Below are 18,780 nucleotides of genomic sequence, written 5' to 3' on the forward strand. Positions count from 1 at the left end.
CTTAACGAAAAGCAAATTAAATCAATAAGGTAAAGCTGAGCCGTCCCAGTGCCATAACCCACCGGACTGCTCGGGTTTTAAGTTTTTCACGACTTCGACTATTCGTTTTGCTGACAATTCCGGCGAATACAACTTGTCGGCTGAAATACGCTGCTGAAAAGGTTTCGATAAGTCGGTATCTGTTGTCCCCGGATGCACCGCTGCTATCGCTAATTTTTTATGGGTTCGTTTTAATTCTACAGACGCCGTTTTCAGTAGCATATTTAACGCCGCCTTGCTCGACCGGTATGCATACCAGCCACCCAGATAATTATCTTCGATGCTGCCCACTTTTGCCGACAACTGCACCCAAAACCGGGTGTTTTTACGGTCAAGAATAGGTAAAAAAGCCTTCAGCGCTAATAGCGGCTTTATTGCGTTAACAGAAAACAACTTAGTCAGATTGTCCGCAGTAATGTCTGACAACTTTTTCTCCGGAAACGTCTTTTCATCATGCAGCATACCAATAGTTGAAATGACTCCCGTCAGCTGCTTGTCGCCACTTTTAAAGTCACTCACCCACGCATTCAACGAGTCTTCACTGTAGTCATCAATTTGGCAATAGGTTATTTTACCCGAGTCAAATAGCCCTGTTTGAGGCTGACGAGACAACGCAATAATTTCTTCATCAGGAAACTGATTTTTTAATTCCAGTGTTAAGGCCTGGCCTAATCCACCACCGGCACCCAATACCACCATTGCCATTTGCGCTACTCTCTATCATGATAGTTTATACTTCCCTACGTTATTTAAACTGGATTAGCTCAGTACATCATGATGCAACTTGACTGGAAATCGTATTTCGAACATACCTTAGGCTTTCTCAAGTACTTTGGTAAGAGGTTTAACAGTGACAATACGAACATTACCGCTGGTCATTTAACATACGTCAGCATGCTGTCGTTAGTCCCTCTGTTAGTGGTCATGTTTACTGTTTTTTCCGCTTTCCCCATGTTTGAGGAGTTACAGGAAAACCTTGAACAGGCCTTGTTCGCCAACTTACTTCCCACTTCGGGCGAGCAACTTGAGCAATACCTGAATGAGTTTGTAACCAACGCCTCGAAAATGACAGCCATTGGCGTTGGCTTTCTGTTCATTGTGGCCATTATGCTCATGTCAGCCATTGATAAAGCACTGAATAATATCTGGCGAGACTCCAGCAGCAGACACTGGCTTGTCTCTTTTGCGGTTTACTGGATGCTGCTTACACTCGGCCCGGTACTGATCGGTTCCGGTCTGGCAGCGACGTCTTATTTGATATCACTCAGCCAGTTTGCTGATGAATATGTTTCCGGTGTACAAAACTTTGTCTTATGGTTCGTACCCATTGTCACCTCCTTTGTATTCTTTGTGCTCATGTATCAGCTGGTACCTAACCGTCAGGTTAAATTCCGCTATGCCGCCTTTGGTGCGGTTATCGCGGCACTTTTATTCGAGCTGAGTAAACAGCTATTTTCACTGTACATCACCTTCTTCCCAACCTATCAGGCCATTTACGGCGCGCTGGCCACTATTCCTATTCTTATTGTATGGATTTACCTTTCCTGGTTGATTGTACTCATTGGCGCTGTTTTAACCGTTAGCTTAGAGGAATATCAGTTACAGCTGCCTGAGCCGAAGTCTGATTGACCTGCTGTGAATTTTCACCGACCATAGCGGTTCTCTTTTTTAAAGGTAAGTACTCATGATCGGACTGATTCAGCGCGTTAGCCGTGCCAAGGTCACCGTTGCCGATGAAGTCGTCGGTGCCATTGACCATGGGCTGCTAGTTTTGCTGGGAGTGGAACACCAGGACGACGAAACCAGTGCCGAAAAGCTGGCAAAACGCATTGCTCATTATCGGATTTTTAGTGACGCCGACGACAAAATGAATAACAGTGTCATTGATCAACAAGGCAAAGCCCTGGTTGTTTCTCAATTCACCCTGGCAGCAGATACCCGTAAAGGCCGTCGCCCCAGCTTTTCATCTGCAGCAACACCCGACCAGGCTCAACACTTATATCAGGTGTTTTGTGAAAAGCTGAAAGCTCAGGGCGTTCCGGTAGAAACCGGTCGTTTTGCGGCCGATATGCAGGTTGAACTGGTCAATGACGGCCCGGTTACATTTGAATTGAAGGTATAACTGTCATGTATCGCGTTATTACTCCTGAAACCGACGAGCAACTCGAGCGTTATTATTACCTTCGCTGGCGGGTTCTGCGTGAGCCCTTTCAACGGCCACTGGGCTCTGAACAAGACGAATACGATCAAGTGGGTCATCACCGAATGGTCGTGAATGAAGCTGACGAAGCCGTTGCCGTTGGCAGGCTTCATTTTAATAGCCCGGAAGAAGCTCAAATACGCTTTATGGCCGTTGCACCTGAATACCGTGGCGAAGGCCATGGGGTTGCTATTATCTACGCACTGGAACTTGCTGCGCGTAAAGAAGGCGCAACTCATGTCGTGATCAACTCACGCGACAATACCATCGGCTTTTACAAGAAGTGTGGTTACGAAGTATCAGAAGAGGCCGATACCGTGAATAACCCGATGGCAGAACATCACTTACGTAAGTCCTTTACTGAATATAACCGCATAATTTATCGACCCGAGTGGTGTACTGAGCTACAGAAAACCTGGCAGGAAGACATTCCGATTTCCGATGCCATGGGCATTAAGATTCATCAATACACAGGGCGTGTTTTCGAAACCCGCGCGGTTCTATCACGGAACATTAATGTACACGGCACCATGTTTGCAGGCAGCATTTATTCACTGGGCACCTTAACCTGCTGGGGGTTGTTGCATTTGCAATTGTTGGAGCGGGAACTTGAAGGGTCAGTCGTACTGGGCGATGGCAACATCCATTACCACAAACCGGTGACTCAGGAGCCTCGGGCAGTAGCACGGTTAAGTGATGTTACCGGTGACTTTTCTGCGTTAAAACAAGGCAAAAATGCCCGGTTAACACTAAAAGCTCAAATACTTGACGAAGAGCAGCCGGTAGCAGAATTTACCGGCCGCTTCGTGGTTCTTGCTAAACGGGATTAACCCGTAGATTTAAGCTTCAGATAAAATATGCGGTAGTTGCACCACTGCCGCTAACTCGCCATTTTGAATCAGGTCACTGGCGGCTTTAATATCCGGCGCAAAGAAGCGGTCTTCCGCATAATACGCCACTTGCTCACGCAGGCAGTTAAAAGCCGTTTCAACCGCAGCCGCACCTTTTAAAGGACGACGGAAATCCAGACCCTGCGCCGCTTCTAACCACTCAATAGCAATAATATCGCTGACGTTCTTAGCAATGTCCGTTAACCGGCGTGCTGCAAAGGTTGCCATCGACACATGGTCTTCCTGGTTAGCAGAGGTTGGCAGGCTATCCACCGAGGCCGGGTGCGCGAGAGTTTTATTCTCTGACGCCAATGCCGCGGCAGTAACCTGCGCCAGCATAAAGCCCGAATTAACCCCACCGTCATTCACCAGAAACGCCGGCAATTTGCTTAAATGGCTGTCTATCAGCAGCGCACTCCGACGCTCTGACAAAGCGCCAATTTCGCTGGCCGCAATAGCCAGAATATCCGCCGCCATAGCAACAGGTTCGGCGTGGAAGTTACCACCGGAAATAATGTCCTGCTCTTCGCTGAATACCAGTGGGTTGTCAGTAACACCGTTAGCTTCGCGTACCAGAATGCCCGAGGCATGCTCAATTTGGTCTAATACTGCACCCATTACCTGAGGCTGACAACGCAGAGAATACGGATCCTGCACTTTCTCGCAGTCTTCGTGGTCTTTGGCAATTTCAGAACTGTCAGTCAGCACGTGACGCAGCATTTCCGCCGCTTTAATTTGCCCCGGCTGTCCGCGCACGGCGTGTACACGTTCGTCAAATGGCGCCCGAGAGCCCATAGCGGCTTCCACAGAAGTCGCACCCACCACAATGGCCGCATGGAAGTTACGTTCAATTCGGAACAAGCCTGCCAATGCCAGTGCAGTTGATGCCTGAGTGCCGTTTAATAAGGCCAGACCTTCTTTCGGTGCCAGTTCAAAGGGCTCAATACCGGCTATTTTTAAACCTTCCTCAGCGTTTAGTACCTCGCCATTATGGCGCACCGTACCTTCGCCTACTAACGGCAATACCATGTGCGCTAACGGGGCTAAATCACCAGATGCGCCTACGGAACCTTTTTCCGGTATGCAGGGATACACCTCGGCGTTCAACAGTTTAATCAACGCATCAACCAACACCGGACGCACACCGGAAAACCCGCGCGACAGAGAGTTAATTTTCAACAACAACATTAGACGCACCACGGCGTCTTCCATTAAGTCACCGGTGCCGGCGGCGTGCGACAACACAATGCGGCGCTGTAAATCAGTCAAACGTTCTGGTGGAATACGTGTATTCGCCAGTAGTCCAAAACCGGTATTAATCCCGTAAACCACTCGCCCTTGCTCCAGTACATCCGCAACGGTTTTTGCCGAAGTCGCAATGTTGTCTTTCGCTTCATCAGAAAGCTTTAGCGTCTGATGCTGATAAAACCAGTGGCGCAGTTCGCTTAACTGCAACTGTCCTGGCTGTAATTCAAAATGACTCATGCAACCTCCTTACTTCGTATCCAGCATCGGTAAATCAAGCCCTTGTTCGCGGGCGCAGTTTTTCGCAATATCGTATCCGGCATCAGCATGACGCATAACACCTGTGCCCGGGTCGTTCCACAGCACCCGGCTTAAGCGCTTGTCGGCTTCTTCGGTGCCATCGGCCACAATCACCACACCAGCGTGCTGTGAATAACCCATACCGACGCCACCACCATGGTGCAGGCTGACCCAGGTAGCACCGCCGGCTGTATTCAGTAACGCATTCAGCAGCGGCCAGTCAGAAACTGCGTCTGAACCGTCCTGCATCGCTTCGGTTTCGCGGTTAGGGCTGGCAACTGAGCCAGAATCCAAATGGTCACGACCAATAACCACAGGAGCTTTTAACTCACCACTTTTAACCATGTCGTTAAACGCGCGGGCAATGCGGGCACGGTCTTTCAGCCCTATCCAGCAAATACGTGACGGCAAGCCCTGGAAGCTAATGCGTTCTTTGGCCATATCCAGCCAGTTGTGTAAGTGCTCGTTGTCCGGAATCAGCTCTTTGACTTTCTGGTCGGTTTTGTAAATGTCTTCCGGGTCACCCGAAAGCGCCACCCAGCGGAATGGGCCAATACCTTCGCAGAACAGCGGACGGATATAAGCGGGGACAAAACCCGGGAAGTCAAAGGCGTCATCAACGCCAACGTCCTTGGCCATCTGACGAATGTTGTTGCCGTAATCCAGTACAGCTGCGCCTTTTTTCTGGAAGTGCAGCATAGCGCGAACCTGCACAGCCATAGATTCTTTCGCGGCGGCTACCGTGCCACTGGGATCGCTTTCCTGCTGCTCTTTGTACTCGTCCAGTGTCCAGCCTTGTGGCAAGTAACCGTGCAGAGGGTCGTGGGCAGACGTTTGGTCAGTCACCACATCTGGCGTCACACCGCGTTGCTGCAATTCAGAATAAACGTCAGCGGCGTTACCCAGTAAGCCCACTGAAATGGCTTCGCCCTTTTCCATGGCGTCGTTAATCAGCTTTAACGCATCGTCCAGGTTGGTGGCTTTATGATCCACATAGCCGGTGCGCGAACGGAAATCGATGCGCGACTCATCACACTCCACCGCTAACATGCAAAAGCCGGCCATGGTGGCCGCCAACGGCTGAGCGCCGCCCATGCCTCCAAGACCGCCAGTAAGTACCCACTTACCTTTAGCATCGCCGTCGAAGTGCTGACGCGAAACCGAGCCAAAGGTTTCGTAGGTACCCTGCACAATGCCTTGCGAGCCAATGTAAATCCATGAACCCGCGGTCATCTGCCCGTACATCATCAGGCCTTTTTTATCGAGCTCGTTAAAGTGCTCCCATGTTGCCCATTCGGGCACCAGGTTAGAGTTCGCGATCAATACACGCGGCGCGTCTTCATGAGTCGGAAATACACCCACCGGTTTACCCGACTGAATCAACAGAGATTCGTTTGGCTTCAGGCGCTCTAAAGTTTCAATAATTTTGTCATAGCATTCCCAGCTGCGCGCAGCACGCCCAATACCACCATAAACGACCAGTGCCTGTGGGTGTTCGGCAACTTCGTCATCCAGGTTGTTCATTAGCATCCGCTTTGCAGCTTCTACCTGCCAGTTACAGGTGGTTAGCTCGGTTCCATGAGGTGCGCTTATTTTGCGACTTTTATCCAAACGGGTGAATGACATGACTTACTCCTTAAAGGTTAAATGGCCGCCTAACTTAAACCGGGAGCCAGGGTGAGTCAGTGTGGCAAAGGTGACCACACCGCCTGAGCTCCAGGTACGGCGCAAAATTCTGAGACAAGGTTCGTGACGGTCGATATTTAAGTATTGGCATATCGTGCTGACCGGCAGAATGGCTTCAATTTGATGACTGGCTTCGGTTAGCGGACTGACTACGCATAAATATTCATGCGGAGTGACCTTACTGTAGTCCTGCTTAAGATAATCGGGTACCAGCTTCGGATTCACAAAACGCTCTTCAAGCTGAACCGGCTGGTCATTTTCATAGTGGGTGATCAACGAATGAAAAACCGGATTCCCTTCTTCCAGCTCCAGTGCTTCCGCAATTTGAGCGCTTGCCGGCTGTTCTTTTAGCAAATGCACTTTGGCGCGGTAGTCGTGTCCCCGCGAACGCACTTCGTCGGCTATGTTGCGAATGGCCATAAACGAGGTTTGCGACTTGATGGGGGCAACGTAAGTACCGGACCCCTGCGTTCTTATCACCAAACCTTCATCCGCAAGCTCCTGCAAGGCTCTGCGAGCCGTCATACGACTGACCGAGAACTGCGTCGATAATGCGTTTTCCGAACTGACAGGGTGGTTTTCAGGCCACTCACCGGACTCTATCTTCAGATAAATGTGCTGTTTTATCTTTGAGAATTTATTCATCCCGACCCCAACAATGAATGATATGACACGGTACTTTTGAGGGTAAAAGTCTAGTCCAGAATAATTGTCTATACAAGTTACTTTTGCTATTCTTTTATCAGAACTCACCTTTAAGGACTGCTATGCAACGTATAGAAAACATCAACGCAGCAACAATGAACGATGATCAGGGCTATGGTCTGATCCACGACGCTACAGTCATTATTAATAAGGGAAAAATTGAATTTGTAGGTGCAGCCTTTGACGCTCCCGCCACTCCCACGGCGGAAGTCATTGACGGTAACGGCGGTTTGCTGACCCCTGGATTAATCGACTGCCATACCCATCTGGTATGGGCAGGTTCACGGGCTAATGAATTTGCTCAACGTTTGCATGGCGCCAGCTATCAGGAAATTGCCGAGCAGGGCGGCGGCATTAAAAGTACCGTTAAGTCCACTCGCGAAGCTTCACAGGAGGAGCTGCTTAAATTAGCTTTAGAGCGAGCGGAAACCTTAATGTCACAAGGCGTTACCACCGTTGAAGTGAAATCCGGTTACGGGCTGGACCTAGAAAACGAGCGCAAACAGTTAACCGTAGCGCGTCAGTTAGCCGAACAGTTGCCGGTGAACATAAAGACCACGCTACTGGCAGCGCATGCCGTGCCGCCAGAGTTCAAGGATAACGCCGACGGCTATATTGATGAAATTATCCAAAACATTCTGCCGACTCTGGCGAACGAAGGGCTGGTCGATGCCGTTGATGCTTTTTGTGAAAGCATTGGGTTCAGCCCGGCACAAACTGAAAAAGTGTTTGAAGCAGCGAAGAAGTTAAGGCTTCCCATTAAGCTTCATGCTGAACAAATTACTAATCAGCAAGGCGCGAAGCTGGCCGCGGAATATCAGGCGTTATCGGCTGATCATCTTGAGCAGCTAGACGAAGACGGCGTTAAAGCCATGGCCGAAAATGGCACAGTAGCGGTGCTATTGCCGGGCGCATTCTATTTTCTGCGCGATACCCAAAAGCCGCCGGTTGAATTACTGCGAAGACACGGCGTTCCCATGGCCATTGCCACCGATGCAAACCCGGGCTCTTCGCCTATTCACAACCTACCGTTAATGCTGCAAATGGCCGCTACCTTCTTCCACATGACACCGGAAGAATGCTTGCGCGGGGTAACAGTTAATGCGGCCAAAGCCTTAGGTGAACAGAAGCGGGGCGTTATTGCCGAAGGCTGTTACGCAGATTTAGCGCTATGGAATTGTCAGGACGCCGCTGAGTTAACTTACCAATTTGGCGTAAACCCGCTAAAAACCTTGTGGTTTAACGGCGTCGCTCACGACCGTGTAAGTAAGCCGTGGTCAGCTCACTAAGCAGCTGTCCGCAAATTTTCATGCCTTCGTCGAAGCCCGCACTGCATAATGACGGTGCGGCTTCCGCAAGGTGCAGGTAACGTGCCTCGCTAACCTCTGCCAGGCGTTTAACGTACTGAAAGCCTTGTCCAAGGCTCAAGCCAACATAATTCACCGCACTGGCAGGCACAGCATTTAAGGCATCCACGTCAACCTCAATGCCCAGTGGACGCTGCCAGGACACTGCTTTTGCCACCACTTCGTCCATCACTTCATTAAATGGGCGCTCGTATAAGCGGTGCAGCGTATGGTAACGCATTCCTGCGTCCTGCAACTGGCGAAGACTGCTGGCGGAGTTTTTCCCCTGATGCAGACCAACAATATGATAAAACTCCAGCGCGCCTTCCATATAGGCATAGCTAAAGCCATTACCAGAGTGGCGACCTTCGCGCGGGCGAAAGTCTGCATGCGGGTCTAAATTCACGGCTCCACAGGCTTCACCGGTCACTTTATGCAGGCTCTTCAAGAGTGGATACGCGTTATTGTGACCACCACCAATAACAATGACTTCAAAGCCTTGCTCGAACAGCGGCGTCAGCACCTTTTCCACCCGCGCATCGACCTGTGCGCAAAGTTCGCGTAACGTCGCTAGTTCATGCGGGTTCGAAGTATCCAGCTCCTCAGCTTTTTCATTCAAATCATCACAATTAACAGCACCAATCAGCAACAATTCATGGGTAGAAAGCAAGCCGGTTTTCTGCAGGTTCAAAAAGCTCTTGAGAAAGGACTGCCAGCCATCGTCGGCACCTGCCCGCCCAAGATTCGCGCGCACGCCAATACTTTCCGGAACTCCCACTAAAGCTACGCGTTGGCCGTCTTCCCAGGCTGCAGCCAGGCTTTCTTCATAAGTTCCCTGCTCAGAAAGAACCCGAATAGCCTGACCAATTTTTGTTTCCTGCTCGCGCACCGTTACCCATTTAGCCGGATCGGTTAATTCTAAAAAAGAAATCTCACTCATAGTTATTCAATATCTAGTGGTTCCGGAGACAAGATGACACCCGTGGTATCAATGTAGAGATGATCATCGGGTAAAAAGGTGACGCCGCCAAAGTTAACAGGCACATTCACTTCACCCACACCTTCACTAATTGCCCCCACAGGAATAGAAGCTACGCCAAGAATACCAATGTCCAGTTCTTCCAGCGCATCAACTTCACGCACAGCCCCATAACAGACAATGCCTTCCCAGTCGTTATCCATAGCTTGTTCAGCTATAGCAGCATCAAGCAGAGCACGACGTGCCGAGCCACCACCATCTATCAGCAATACTTTGCCGCCACCGTCTGCCGCCACCGTTTCTTCAATGAGCCCTTTGTCTTCGTGGCATTTAATGATAACCAGACGACCGCCGAAAGAGCTACGGCCTCCATAAGACTCAAACATGGGCTCAACCACATCGACCATATCGGGGTATAAATCGCAAAGTTCTGAAGTGTTGTATTCCATGATTGTGTTCCTGACGTTGCTATAGCAGTGACTGGCAGTATACCTGCTATCCGGCAAGGACAAAAGTAAGCCCGACAGAGGTAACGAAACCCTTGAATTATAGAATAAAAACCCGTTTAATCTAACTAACTATAATAATAAAGTGAATCGCTATTTTCATGCCGCAGCTTGACCTAATGACAAGTCTGGCAATAGAGACCTTTGCGCACGCCATACAAGCCGTTTTTCTTATCGGTTTCGCGTCGCTGCTTATGTATTATCACCGTTATTATCGACGTGACTACTTAAGTTACTGGTCTTTTGCCTGCTTTGCCTTTGGCCCCAGTGAGTTAATTCGCGCCTTTCTTGCAGGCAGCGCAATGGTTGCACCCGAGTCTGCGCTTAACTGGTCCGGCGGCTTACAAGGCATTGCCTTAACCTTCCAGTACCTGGCAATTTGCTTTATTGCTTTGGGGGCGTCCTGTGCCGCCTTTAACAGCAAACCACAAAAATACTGGCAGTATATTGCTTACGCCGTTTCACTCATTGGTGGGGTTATCTCCTACTTCTGGCTGGAGCCAACTATCAGCTCTGTCGGCAGCACCCCCAATGCCGGGTTTATGCGCTTTTTAGTCACAGGCTTAGCGCTTATTGCTATCGGCTTTTTCATGTGGCGTAGGCTAGGCGCAGGTATCGGCCCCAAGTTAGTATCAGGTGGTTTTCTGAGTATTGGCATTAAAAACTTTCTGGTGCTGGCCGGAATGTTCTCGTTGTCAGCCAACGCCATCGACTGGGTTTTAAGCTTCCAGGCTCTGTTAACGGTTATTATCATTGCCGTTGTTATTGTTGGCGTCATTATTTGGCTGCTGGAGTCAGAGCGCAATACCGCAGTGCGCGCTATTCAACGCGCCGAATATCTTCACACTCATGACGCTCTGACAGGGGTTTCTAACCGCGATCAACTGGTCAGTAAAATTCCGTTGTTTATTGAATATTGCCGTAGCAACAATCGCCACTTAACCATGATGCTAATTGGTGTCAGCCGTTTTAAAGTGGTGAACGAAAATATCGGTATTCGCGGCGGTGACCAGGTTCTCAAGGAAATAGCCAGACGCCTGCAAAATTTTACAAAGCAACCTCTGACCGTTTCGCGTATCAGCGGTGACGTTTTTGCTATTGCTTTTGACCATTTAAAAAACCGAAGCCTGATACAAGACTTAGCCACAGAACTTCAGGAAGCATTGACCCTGCCCATTGATATTGGTGAGAAAACCGTAAATATTGCAGTAGGCATTGGTATTTCGCGCTACCCTCAGCACGGCAGCCGATCGGAAGTCTTGCTCAATAAGGCAACCATAGGTTTAACTCAGGCCAAGCAGTCGCACCAGCCCACCATAACCTTTTATGAGCGCGGCATGGACGAAATGTACTCCTATCTGGTTGATATGGAGCCAGTGCTTCGTAAGGCAATGCAAGAAAATGAATTCACTTTATACCTTCAGCCTCAGTTCGACTTCGACCATCAACAGCTTTGTGGGTTTGAAGCACTCATACGCTGGCAACATCCCGAACGGGGCTTGCTGAGTCCGGCAGAGTTCCTGCCTTACATAGAACAACTCGGCCTTTCTACCGATTTAGATGACTGGGTGCTGAATCAGGCCGCTGCGATTCTTAGCTCCTGGCAACAAAAGTTTGGCGTATGCTGGCCAATTGCGGTAAACCTCTCTGCACCTCAGTTTCAGCATTTCCAGTTGATTGAAAAAATGCAGCGGCTGCAGGAAGACTACGGTATATCGCCGGAATGGCTGGAATTAGAAATTACTGAAAATGTCGCTATGTCTGACTTGCATAATGGCATGAGTGTCATTCAACGTTTGCGGGAGATGGGCTTTGGTATATCCATCGACGACTTTGGTACAGGACATTCTTCTCTGGCTTATTTACGGTCCTTGCCTATTAACAAAATTAAAATTGACCGGAGTTTCATCAGTGAACTTCAGCAAAATAATAACGATGCGACCATTTTAAAAGCCATGATCCGGCTGTCTCATGGTTTAGGGAAACGCGTTATTGCTGAAGGAATTGAAACCGAAGAACAGCAGGATATGTTGCAAAAACTTGGCTGTGACATGATGCAGGGTTATTTCTATTCACCGCCAATGCGCCTGCAATTCGCCGAACAATTTATTGAACGCCAAATTAAGAGCAATAAAAAGCCGCTGCCTCCCGGGGAGTTTGCAACGGCTTTTTAACGGTAATGTATTACAGGATAAAGCGACTTAAGTCTTCGTCCTGCGACAACTCACCAACATGTTCGTTGACATAATCTGCGTCTACGGTCAGCTTCTCACCGTTGTGGTCTGTTGCATGGAAGGAAATTTCTTCCATCAAGCGCTCAAGCACGGTGTGCAGCCGGCGGGCTCCGATATTCTCGGTCGTCTCATTCACATGGAATGCAACTTCAGCTATGCGCTGAATACCGTCTTCAGTAAAGTTAACCTCTACGCCTTCCGTGTTCAGTAACGCATGGTATTGCGTCGTCAGTGAAGCACTCGGCTCAGTCAGAATACGGACAAAGTCGCCGCTGGTCAGCGCTTCCAGTTCTACCCGAATCGGCAAACGACCCTGAAGCTCGGGAATAAGATCCGATGGCTTACTCATCTGGAATGCACCAGAGGCAATGAACAGAATATGGTCGGTCTTTATCATGCCATGCTTGGTGTTCACCGTTGTACCTTCAACTAAAGGCAGCAGGTCACGCTGTACACCTTCGCGTGAAACATCCGGCCCGCTGGTATCACCGCGCTTACAAATCTTGTCAATTTCATCTAAAAAGACAATGCCGTTTTGCTCAACCGATTCAATCGCTGCTTCTTTGACTTCATCTGGGTTCAGCAGTTTCGCCGCTTCTTCTTCGACCAGTTGTTTGTAGGCGTCTTTGATACGCATCTTACGGGCTTTGGTTTTATCGTTGCCCATGTTCTGGAACATGTTCTGCAATTGAGATGTCATCTCTTCCATGCCCGGCGGTGCCATAATTTCAACACCCATTTGTGGCATAGCTAAATCAATTTCAATTTCTTTGTCGTCTAACTGGCCTTCGCGCAGCTTCTTACGGAATACCTGACGTGTACCACGCTGGTCATCGTTTTCTGGTGTTTCTTCCTGTTGTTGAGCCCAACCGGAGGACGACTTCTTCGCCGGAGGCAACAGCACATCCAGAATACGCTCTTCCGCCGCTTCTTCAGCGCGGTAACGTACCTTTTGCATCATCTCTTCACGAGTTTGCTTCACTGCTACATCGGTCAAGTCTTTAACAATAGACTCAATTTCTTTACCCACATAGCCAACTTCGGTGAACTTAGTGGCTTCTACTTTAATGAACGGTGCCTTTGCCAATTTTGCCAGGCGACGGGCTATTTCCGTTTTACCAACACCCGTTGGGCCAATCATTAAGATATTCTTTGGCGTCACTTCCTGACGCAGTTCATCGTCCAGCTGCATGCGGCGCCAGCGATTACGCAAAGCAACGGCAACAGCGCGTTTGGCTTTATCCTGGCCAATAATGTGTCGGTTTAATTCGTCAACAATTTCTCTTGGGGTCATCTCAGACATCTTATTCTTTCCCCTGCTTTGTTTTGTCTTCAGCAATAGACTCTTCTTCTTCAATGGTCTGATTGCCGTTGGTGTATACGCAAATATCACCCGCAATAGTTAATGCTTTTTGCACAATGTCGCGGGCATTCAAGTCGGTGTTTTCCAGCAACGCTCTCGCCGCTGACTGAGCAAAAGGACCACCCGAGCCAATAGCTATAAGGTCATTCTCAGGCTGAACAACGTCGCCGTTACCCGTTATAATCAGTGAGGTTTCTTTATCAGCCACTGCCAACAGAGCTTCTAACCGGCGCAACGCCCGGTCAGTACGCCAGTCTTTTGCCAGTTCCACAGCAGCACGCATCAGGTTGCCCTGATGTTGCTCAAGTTTGGATTCAAAGCGTTCGAACAGTGTGAAAGCGTCAGCGGTTCCGCCGGCAAAACCTGCCAGCACTTTGTCGTGGTAAAGGCGACGCACTTTACGTGCATTGCCTTTCATTACGGTATTACCTAAGGAAACCTGGCCGTCTCCGCCAATTACAACTTTATCGCCGCGGCGAACAGATACGATAGTAGTCAAATCAAGACCCTCTTTTTTGTCTTTGTGACATCAATGACAAGTATTTGAGGGTCTATATCGTGTTTTTCAATGGTGGGTATGGATTAATCGATGTTCCAGTTCCAAATTGCGCAACCAAACACCTGATTCCGCTGCAGTTTATGGCGATCACGTTCGGCGTCACGTTTTGTTTCATAAGGCCCTAAAATAACCCGGTACCAAAGACCATTACTGCCGTCCGTTGCTCTAACCTGAGATTCCAGACCAGCCATAGCAATTTGCGCACGCAGCCTTTCTGCGTCAGCCTGCTGACGAAAAGAGCCACATTGCATAAGCTTAGGTGGACCCACTTCGCGTTCGGGTACATCCACTTCCACTTCTTTGCTTTCCAGCTCTTCAATATAACGCCAGCGTTCGGCCGACTTTTCCGGCAACAGATCGGCCGGTGGTTGCTGCACATGCGGTTGCTCAACTTCCTCGGACTTACCGCTAATTTGCACCAGAATATAAGTAAATAAGGCGATTAAGCCAATGGCAATAATAACCACGAACCAAGGGACAGCTTTACGTTCACCAACAGGTTTTGCTCCACGTTGCTGCTTTTTATTGCTTCCCTTTTTCTTAGCCGGCTTACGTTTCGGCGATTTTGGCTTACGATTCGCGTAATCCATAGTGCGTTACATCTTCTCCAGGGTTGGAATGCCCAGCAAATCCAGGCCTTGCTTCAACACGTTAGCCGTTAACATCGACAACTTAAGGCGGCTGTTACGAAGGGCTTCATCTTCCTGATTCAAAATAGGGCAGGCTTCATAAAAACTGGAAAAACGCCCGGCCAGATCAAACAGATAGCCGCATAAGAAGTGCGGCATGGCTTTATCCTGAACCTGATGCAGCACTTCATTAAAACGCACCAGCTGGTTCGCAAGCGCCAGCTCACGCTCGTCATTAAGAATAATGTCTGCATCACGGTCAAAAGCGGTATCGCCGAGTCGGTCAAAAATGCTGTTCACACGGGTGTAAGCATAAAGCAGGTAAGGCGCTGTATTACCTTCAAAGGTCAGCATGTGGTTCCAGTCAAAAATGTAGTCACTGGTGCGGTTTTTCGACAAGTCGGCATACTTCACCGAGCTAATACCCACCACTTCAGCAACGCGTTTCTGCTGCTCGTCTGTTAAGTCGGTCGTTTTCTGCTGAAGCAACTCGAGTGCGCGGCGTTCGGCTTCATCTAATAAATCAGCCAGTTTAGTCACACCCCCGTCACGGCTTTTGTAAGGTTTTCCGTCTTTGCCCATCACCGTACCAAAACCGTAATGGTCTAGCTGTATCTCACCCTCAACAAAGCCTGCTTTACGCGCCAGGGTAAAAATTTGGTCAAAATGCAGTGCCTGACGGGCGTCTACAAAATACATTAAGTGGTCACCGCCTAACACTTTCTGACGGTATTCAATGGCGGCTAAATCGGTGGTGGCATACAGATAACCACCGCCTTTTTTCTGCACAATAATTGGTAGCGGCTCGCCTTCTTTACCTTTGTACTCTTCCAGGAACACACACTGCGCGCCCTGATCTTCGGTCAGCAACCCTTTTTCACGCAGGTGTTCAATAACGCCCGGTAACTTGTCGTTGTAGGCACTTTCGGCCATAACGTCATCACGGGTCAGCTTAACACCCAGGCGATCATACACTTCCTGACAATGGCTGAGTGATACATCAATAAACTGGTTCCACAACTTCAGGCAGTATTCATCGCCCGACTGCAGTTTTACTACCAACTGTCGTGCACGGTCAGCGAACTCTTCGCTGTCGTCAAAACGCTGCTTGGCCGCTTTATAAAACGTTTCCAGGTTGCTCAGCTCATATTCTGCCGACTGGTTATCCAGCGCTTCCATGTAAGCCAAAAGCATACCGAACTGTGTACCCCAGTCACCCACGTGGTTTTGACGAACCACTTTATGACCTAAAAACTCGCACACGCGGGACACGGCATCACCAATAATGGCAGAACGTAGATGACCGACGTGCATTTCCTTCGCCAGGTTAGGCGACGAGTAATCAATGACAATGGTTTTGCTTTGGTCAGCAACATCGATATTCAGGCGGTCACTGTTCAGCATCGCCGTTAACTGGTCTTTCAGCTGGTCCTGCGAAATGGTGAAGTTAATAAAGCCCGGTCCGGCAATATCCATCTTCGACAGCAGAGAATTCTCCGGTACCGCATCAACAATGGCTTCAGCCAACTGACGCGGGTTCGACTTTGCCGGCTTTGCCAACATAAGTGCCAGGTTTGTCGCAAAGTCACCGTGCGACTTGTCGCGAGGGCGATCCAACTGAATCTTTACTGGGTGATCCGCAGGGATTTTTCCCTGTGCTTTAAGTTGACCAATGGCTTCGGCCAGTAACTGTTCAAGTTGTTCTTTCATTAATGCGACTACCTGTATGAAAAATCGAAGAGGAAATTCAAAGCGCTTAGTTTAATCGCTACGCCCGATAAAAAAAACCGCTTAGTTGTTAATCAGCTGAAGTCTTGCGGATCGATATCCAGCGACCAGCGTACTTTTTTCAATAACGGCAAGGCGTTAATCTGCGGCAGCAAGTGCTCAATTAACTGAAAACGTAGTTTCCGTGACTGACAATGTAACAGCAATTGATAGCGGTAACGACCAGCTTTACGCTCCATTAAGGCAGGCATTGGCCCCAATAAAAAAGCACCTTCTACTTGCGGCATCAACTGCTGAATTTGGGTCATGGCCTGCACCACAGAGTCTCTGTCTGTTGCCTCAGCCCTGAACAGAGCTAAATAAGAAAACGGCGGCAGCTCACTTTGCTGGCGTTCGGCTAAAGCCGTCAGTGCGAAATGCGAATAGCCGTTATTGAGCAAATCCTGAATTAAATCATGCTCCGGATGGTGGGTTTGCAGCACCACTTTACCGGCTTTGTGCTCACGCCCGGCGCGCCCGGCCACCTGAGTATAAAGCTGGCCTAAACGCTCTGCGGCCCGAAAGTCAGCGCTGTAGAGCGCGCCATCAACATCCAGCAGCGCCACTAAAGTCACGTTAGGAAAATGATGCCCTTTTGCCAGCATTTGCGTGCCGACCAGCAAGGGATACTCATTATTTGTGGCTTTTTGCAGGTAGTCGTCTAACTGGCCTTTGCGGCGGGTTGAGTCCCGGTCAATGCGCAGTACCCCGCGGCCGGGAAACATCTCTTTCAGACTATGCTCGAGCTGCTCAGTGCCCACACCATGAGAAATCATCTGCGGCGAACCGCAGGAACCGCATTGACGCGGTATCCGCTGCTGACTCCCGCAATGGTGACACTGCAACTGCTGATGGGTTTTATGCACTGTGTAATAAGCATCACAACGATGACATTGCGCCAGCCAGCCGCACTCATGACACATTAATGCCGGCGCAAACCCACGGCGGTTAAGAAACAGTAATACCTGGTTACCGCGTTCAATTTCTACCTGAATTTGTTCCTGCAGTATTTTAGAGATACCGGCTTTTATCGGTTGCTGCTTAAGGTCAATGAGCTCGTGTTTGACCATTTGTGCACCACCCGCACGTTGCCCCAGCTTAAGCCAGTGAAAACGCTTGCTGACTGCGTTGTTCAACGTTTCCAGCGAGGCCGTTGCACTACCTAATACCAGCGGTATGTTCAACAATGCTGCCCGTTTTATGGCAATGTCCCGGGCATGGTAGCGGAATCCGTCTTGTTGTTTGTAGGACAAGTCATGCTCTTCATCGACAACAATAAGCCCCAGCTTCTGGCAAGGCGTAAACACCGCAGAGCGGGTGCCGATAATAATCGCTGCATGCCCGTGTTTCGCATCCAGCCAGGTATTGAGCCGCTCTCTGTCGCTCATACCGGAGTGCAGCATCACCACCGGCGCGTCAAAGCGTTCTTTAAAGCGCTGCAGGGTTTGCGGGGTGAGGCCAATTTCAGGCACCAGCACTAAAACCTGTTCACCACGTTCCAGTACCGGTTGCATAGCCTGTAAGTAGACTTCAGTCTTACCACTGCCGGTAACGCCTTCCAGCAATAGCGTACTGTGCTTCTGTTGCTGGTTAATGGTTGAAACCGCTACTGCCTGCTCGGTATTTAATTCATGACCCTGTTCTCTTAATACCGATGGCTTCTGCTGCCAGCTTTGTGGCTTTGCCGGTGCCTGCTCACGCACCTCAATCCAGCCTTTATCCTGCAGGGTACGAAGCACGGCCGAGGTCACACCTATGTCGGTTAAGTCGCTGCGCCTGAGCGGCTTATGTTTCAGCGCCGCCAGCACTTGCTGTTGTCGCGCCGCCCCTTTCAAGTCGTTAATAGACTGAGCAAGGCCTAAGTCAGTCAACGCATAAAAAGTTTCAGTCAGGTATTCCGGCGCATCGCCTTTGCGCAACAAAACCGGCAGGCTATTGGCAGCAACATCCCCCAGCGAGTGGTGGTAATAATCGGAAGACCAGCGAACCAGTTGCCAAATATCATCCGGCCACAGTCGTTGCTCATCCAATACCGACGAAACCGACTTCAGCTCAAACGTTGGCGGCTCGTCATTGGCTTCAGTAACCACATAGCCGACTAACTGGCGCTGACCAAATGGCACGCGCACGCGCACTCCCTGCGGCAGCGGCTCAGCACTTTTGCACAGATAATCATAGGTTTGTCGAAGAGGTAACGGCAGAGCGACTTTATAACGTCGTTCATTGCCGGTGTTGGCTTGCTTCATGGCTCTATTCTGGAACGCTACCGCGCAGAATACAAGGCAGCAGATTCTGCTTGATCACAGGCTCAGGATCACATAAAATGCGCGGC

The 18,780-nt window shown here is 49.6% G+C and carries 16 protein-coding genes; 5 read left to right on the forward strand and 11 right to left on the reverse strand.

Going from position 1 to position 18,780, the window contains the following annotated elements; all coding sequences use genetic code 11:
- Positions 1–21: 21 nt before the first annotated feature.
- Entirely contained in the window at positions 22–744 is a 723-nt protein-coding gene (locus BM359_RS11395; protein WP_054490301.1) for an SDR family NAD(P)-dependent oxidoreductase, read from the reverse strand.
- 69 nt (positions 745–813) lie between these two features.
- Here BM359_RS11395 and BM359_RS11400 point away from each other — a divergent pair, with 69 nt between their 5' ends.
- The 3 genes from BM359_RS11400 to BM359_RS11410 are packed head-to-tail and all read left to right on the forward strand — an operon-like array spanning position 814 to position 3,069.
- Entirely contained in the window at positions 814–1,668 is an 855-nt protein-coding gene (locus BM359_RS11400; RefSeq protein WP_054490303.1) for a virulence factor BrkB family protein, read from the forward strand.
- 55 nt (positions 1,669–1,723) lie between these two features.
- Positions 1,724–2,161, forward strand: coding sequence for a D-aminoacyl-tRNA deacylase (dtd, locus tag BM359_RS11405; RefSeq protein WP_054490304.1), 438 nt, complete (start codon positions 1,724–1,726; stop codon positions 2,159–2,161).
- 5 nt (positions 2,162–2,166) lie between these two features.
- Positions 2,167–3,069 carry a bifunctional GNAT family N-acetyltransferase/hotdog fold thioesterase gene (locus BM359_RS11410; RefSeq protein ID WP_054490306.1) on the forward strand — a complete coding sequence of 301 codons (903 nt, stop codon included), beginning with the start codon at positions 2,167–2,169 and terminating at the stop codon, positions 3,067–3,069.
- A gap of 9 nt (positions 3,070–3,078) precedes the next feature.
- On the opposite strand, the gene hutH is transcribed toward BM359_RS11410, so the two are convergent.
- From hutH to hutC, 3 genes are read right to left on the reverse strand one after another with little or no spacing between them, the layout of a single operon-like run.
- Positions 3,079–4,614, reverse strand: a complete 1,536-nt coding sequence (hutH, locus tag BM359_RS11415; protein WP_054490308.1) for a histidine ammonia-lyase — start codon at positions 4,612–4,614, stop codon at positions 3,079–3,081.
- 9 nt (positions 4,615–4,623) lie between these two features.
- Positions 4,624–6,300 carry a urocanate hydratase gene (gene hutU / locus BM359_RS11420; protein ID WP_054490310.1) on the reverse strand — a complete coding sequence of 559 codons (1,677 nt, stop codon included), beginning with the start codon at positions 6,298–6,300 and terminating at the stop codon, positions 4,624–4,626.
- Between the two features lie 3 nt (positions 6,301–6,303).
- The gene (gene hutC / locus BM359_RS11425) at positions 6,304–7,005 is read right to left on the reverse strand and encodes a histidine utilization repressor (RefSeq protein WP_054490313.1); all 702 of its coding nucleotides are present in this window, start codon (positions 7,003–7,005) and stop codon (positions 6,304–6,306) included.
- Between the two features lie 122 nt (positions 7,006–7,127).
- Here hutC and hutI point away from each other — a divergent pair, with 122 nt between their 5' ends.
- Positions 7,128–8,354, forward strand: coding sequence for an imidazolonepropionase (gene hutI / locus BM359_RS11430; protein ID WP_054490314.1), 1,227 nt, complete (start codon positions 7,128–7,130; stop codon positions 8,352–8,354).
- Here hutI and BM359_RS11435 read toward each other — a convergent pair.
- Positions 8,305–9,351: a formimidoylglutamase gene (locus tag BM359_RS11435; RefSeq protein ID WP_054490316.1), complete on the reverse strand. Its 1,047-nt coding sequence runs from the start codon at positions 9,349–9,351 to the stop codon at positions 8,305–8,307. The genes hutI and BM359_RS11435 overlap by 50 nt on opposite strands.
- 2 nt (positions 9,352–9,353) lie before the next feature.
- Entirely contained in the window at positions 9,354–9,839 is a 486-nt protein-coding gene (gene rraA, locus BM359_RS11440; RefSeq protein WP_054490318.1) for a ribonuclease E activity regulator RraA, read from the reverse strand.
- 158 nt (positions 9,840–9,997) lie between these two features.
- Here rraA and BM359_RS11445 point away from each other — a divergent pair, with 158 nt between their 5' ends.
- Positions 9,998–12,070, forward strand: a complete 2,073-nt coding sequence (locus BM359_RS11445) for a putative bifunctional diguanylate cyclase/phosphodiesterase (RefSeq protein WP_054490320.1) — start codon at positions 9,998–10,000, stop codon at positions 12,068–12,070.
- A 10-nt stretch (positions 12,071–12,080) separates the two neighbouring features.
- On the opposite strand, the gene hslU is transcribed toward BM359_RS11445, so the two are convergent.
- From hslU to priA, 5 genes are all read right to left on the reverse strand, one after another.
- Positions 12,081–13,433 carry an ATP-dependent protease ATPase subunit HslU gene (hslU, locus tag BM359_RS11450; RefSeq protein WP_054490322.1) on the reverse strand — a complete coding sequence of 451 codons (1,353 nt, stop codon included), beginning with the start codon at positions 13,431–13,433 and terminating at the stop codon, positions 12,081–12,083.
- A 1-nt stretch (position 13,434) separates the two neighbouring features.
- A complete protein-coding gene (hslV, locus tag BM359_RS11455; RefSeq protein ID WP_054490324.1) occupies positions 13,435–13,992 on the reverse strand; it encodes an ATP-dependent protease subunit HslV in 558 nt (185 codons plus the stop codon).
- Between the two features lie 83 nt (positions 13,993–14,075).
- Positions 14,076–14,642: an SPOR domain-containing protein gene (locus tag BM359_RS11460; protein WP_054490326.1), complete on the reverse strand. Its 567-nt coding sequence runs from the start codon at positions 14,640–14,642 to the stop codon at positions 14,076–14,078.
- A gap of 6 nt (positions 14,643–14,648) precedes the next feature.
- The gene (gene argS, locus BM359_RS11465; protein ID WP_054490328.1) at positions 14,649–16,391 is read right to left on the reverse strand and encodes an arginine--tRNA ligase; all 1,743 of its coding nucleotides are present in this window, start codon (positions 16,389–16,391) and stop codon (positions 14,649–14,651) included.
- Positions 16,392–16,483: 92 nt separating this feature from the next.
- Positions 16,484–18,694, reverse strand: a complete 2,211-nt coding sequence (priA, locus tag BM359_RS11470; protein WP_054490331.1) for a primosomal protein N' — start codon at positions 18,692–18,694, stop codon at positions 16,484–16,486.
- Positions 18,695–18,780: the final 86 nt, after the last annotated feature.

The sequence above is a fragment of the Idiomarina abyssalis genome (assembly GCF_900116625.1).
In the GTDB taxonomy this organism is placed as follows: Bacteria; Pseudomonadota; Gammaproteobacteria; order Enterobacterales; family Alteromonadaceae; genus Idiomarina; species Idiomarina abyssalis.

What these genes read in the sequence shown, in the direction of transcription:
- BM359_RS11395 (WP_054490301.1), bottom strand. Translation starts at nt 744, where the DNA reads ATGGCAATGGTGGTATTGGGTGCCGGTGGTGGATTAGGCCAGGCCTTA.
- BM359_RS11400 (WP_054490303.1), top strand. Translation starts at nt 814, where the DNA reads ATGATGCAACTTGACTGGAAATCGTATTTCGAACATACCTTAGGCTTT.
- dtd (WP_054490304.1), top strand. Translation starts at nt 1,724, where the DNA reads ATGATCGGACTGATTCAGCGCGTTAGCCGTGCCAAGGTCACCGTTGCC.
- BM359_RS11410 (WP_054490306.1), top strand. Translation starts at nt 2,167, where the DNA reads ATGTATCGCGTTATTACTCCTGAAACCGACGAGCAACTCGAGCGTTAT.
- hutH (WP_054490308.1), bottom strand. Translation starts at nt 4,614, where the DNA reads ATGAGTCATTTTGAATTACAGCCAGGACAGTTGCAGTTAAGCGAACTG.
- hutU (WP_054490310.1), bottom strand. Translation starts at nt 6,300, where the DNA reads ATGTCATTCACCCGTTTGGATAAAAGTCGCAAAATAAGCGCACCTCAT.
- hutC (WP_054490313.1), bottom strand. Translation starts at nt 7,005, where the DNA reads ATGAATAAATTCTCAAAGATAAAACAGCACATTTATCTGAAGATAGAG.
- hutI (WP_054490314.1), top strand. Translation starts at nt 7,128, where the DNA reads ATGCAACGTATAGAAAACATCAACGCAGCAACAATGAACGATGATCAG.
- BM359_RS11435 (WP_054490316.1), bottom strand. Translation starts at nt 9,351, where the DNA reads ATGAGTGAGATTTCTTTTTTAGAATTAACCGATCCGGCTAAATGGGTA.
- rraA (WP_054490318.1), bottom strand. Translation starts at nt 9,839, where the DNA reads ATGGAATACAACACTTCAGAACTTTGCGATTTATACCCCGATATGGTC.
- BM359_RS11445 (WP_054490320.1), top strand. Translation starts at nt 9,998, where the DNA reads ATGCCGCAGCTTGACCTAATGACAAGTCTGGCAATAGAGACCTTTGCG.
- hslU (WP_054490322.1), bottom strand. Translation starts at nt 13,433, where the DNA reads ATGTCTGAGATGACCCCAAGAGAAATTGTTGACGAATTAAACCGACAC.
- BM359_RS11460 (WP_054490326.1), bottom strand. Translation starts at nt 14,642, where the DNA reads ATGGATTACGCGAATCGTAAGCCAAAATCGCCGAAACGTAAGCCGGCT.
- argS (WP_054490328.1), bottom strand. Translation starts at nt 16,391, where the DNA reads ATGAAAGAACAACTTGAACAGTTACTGGCCGAAGCCATTGGTCAACTT.
- priA (WP_054490331.1), bottom strand. Translation starts at nt 18,694, where the DNA reads ATGAAGCAAGCCAACACCGGCAATGAACGACGTTATAAAGTCGCTCTG.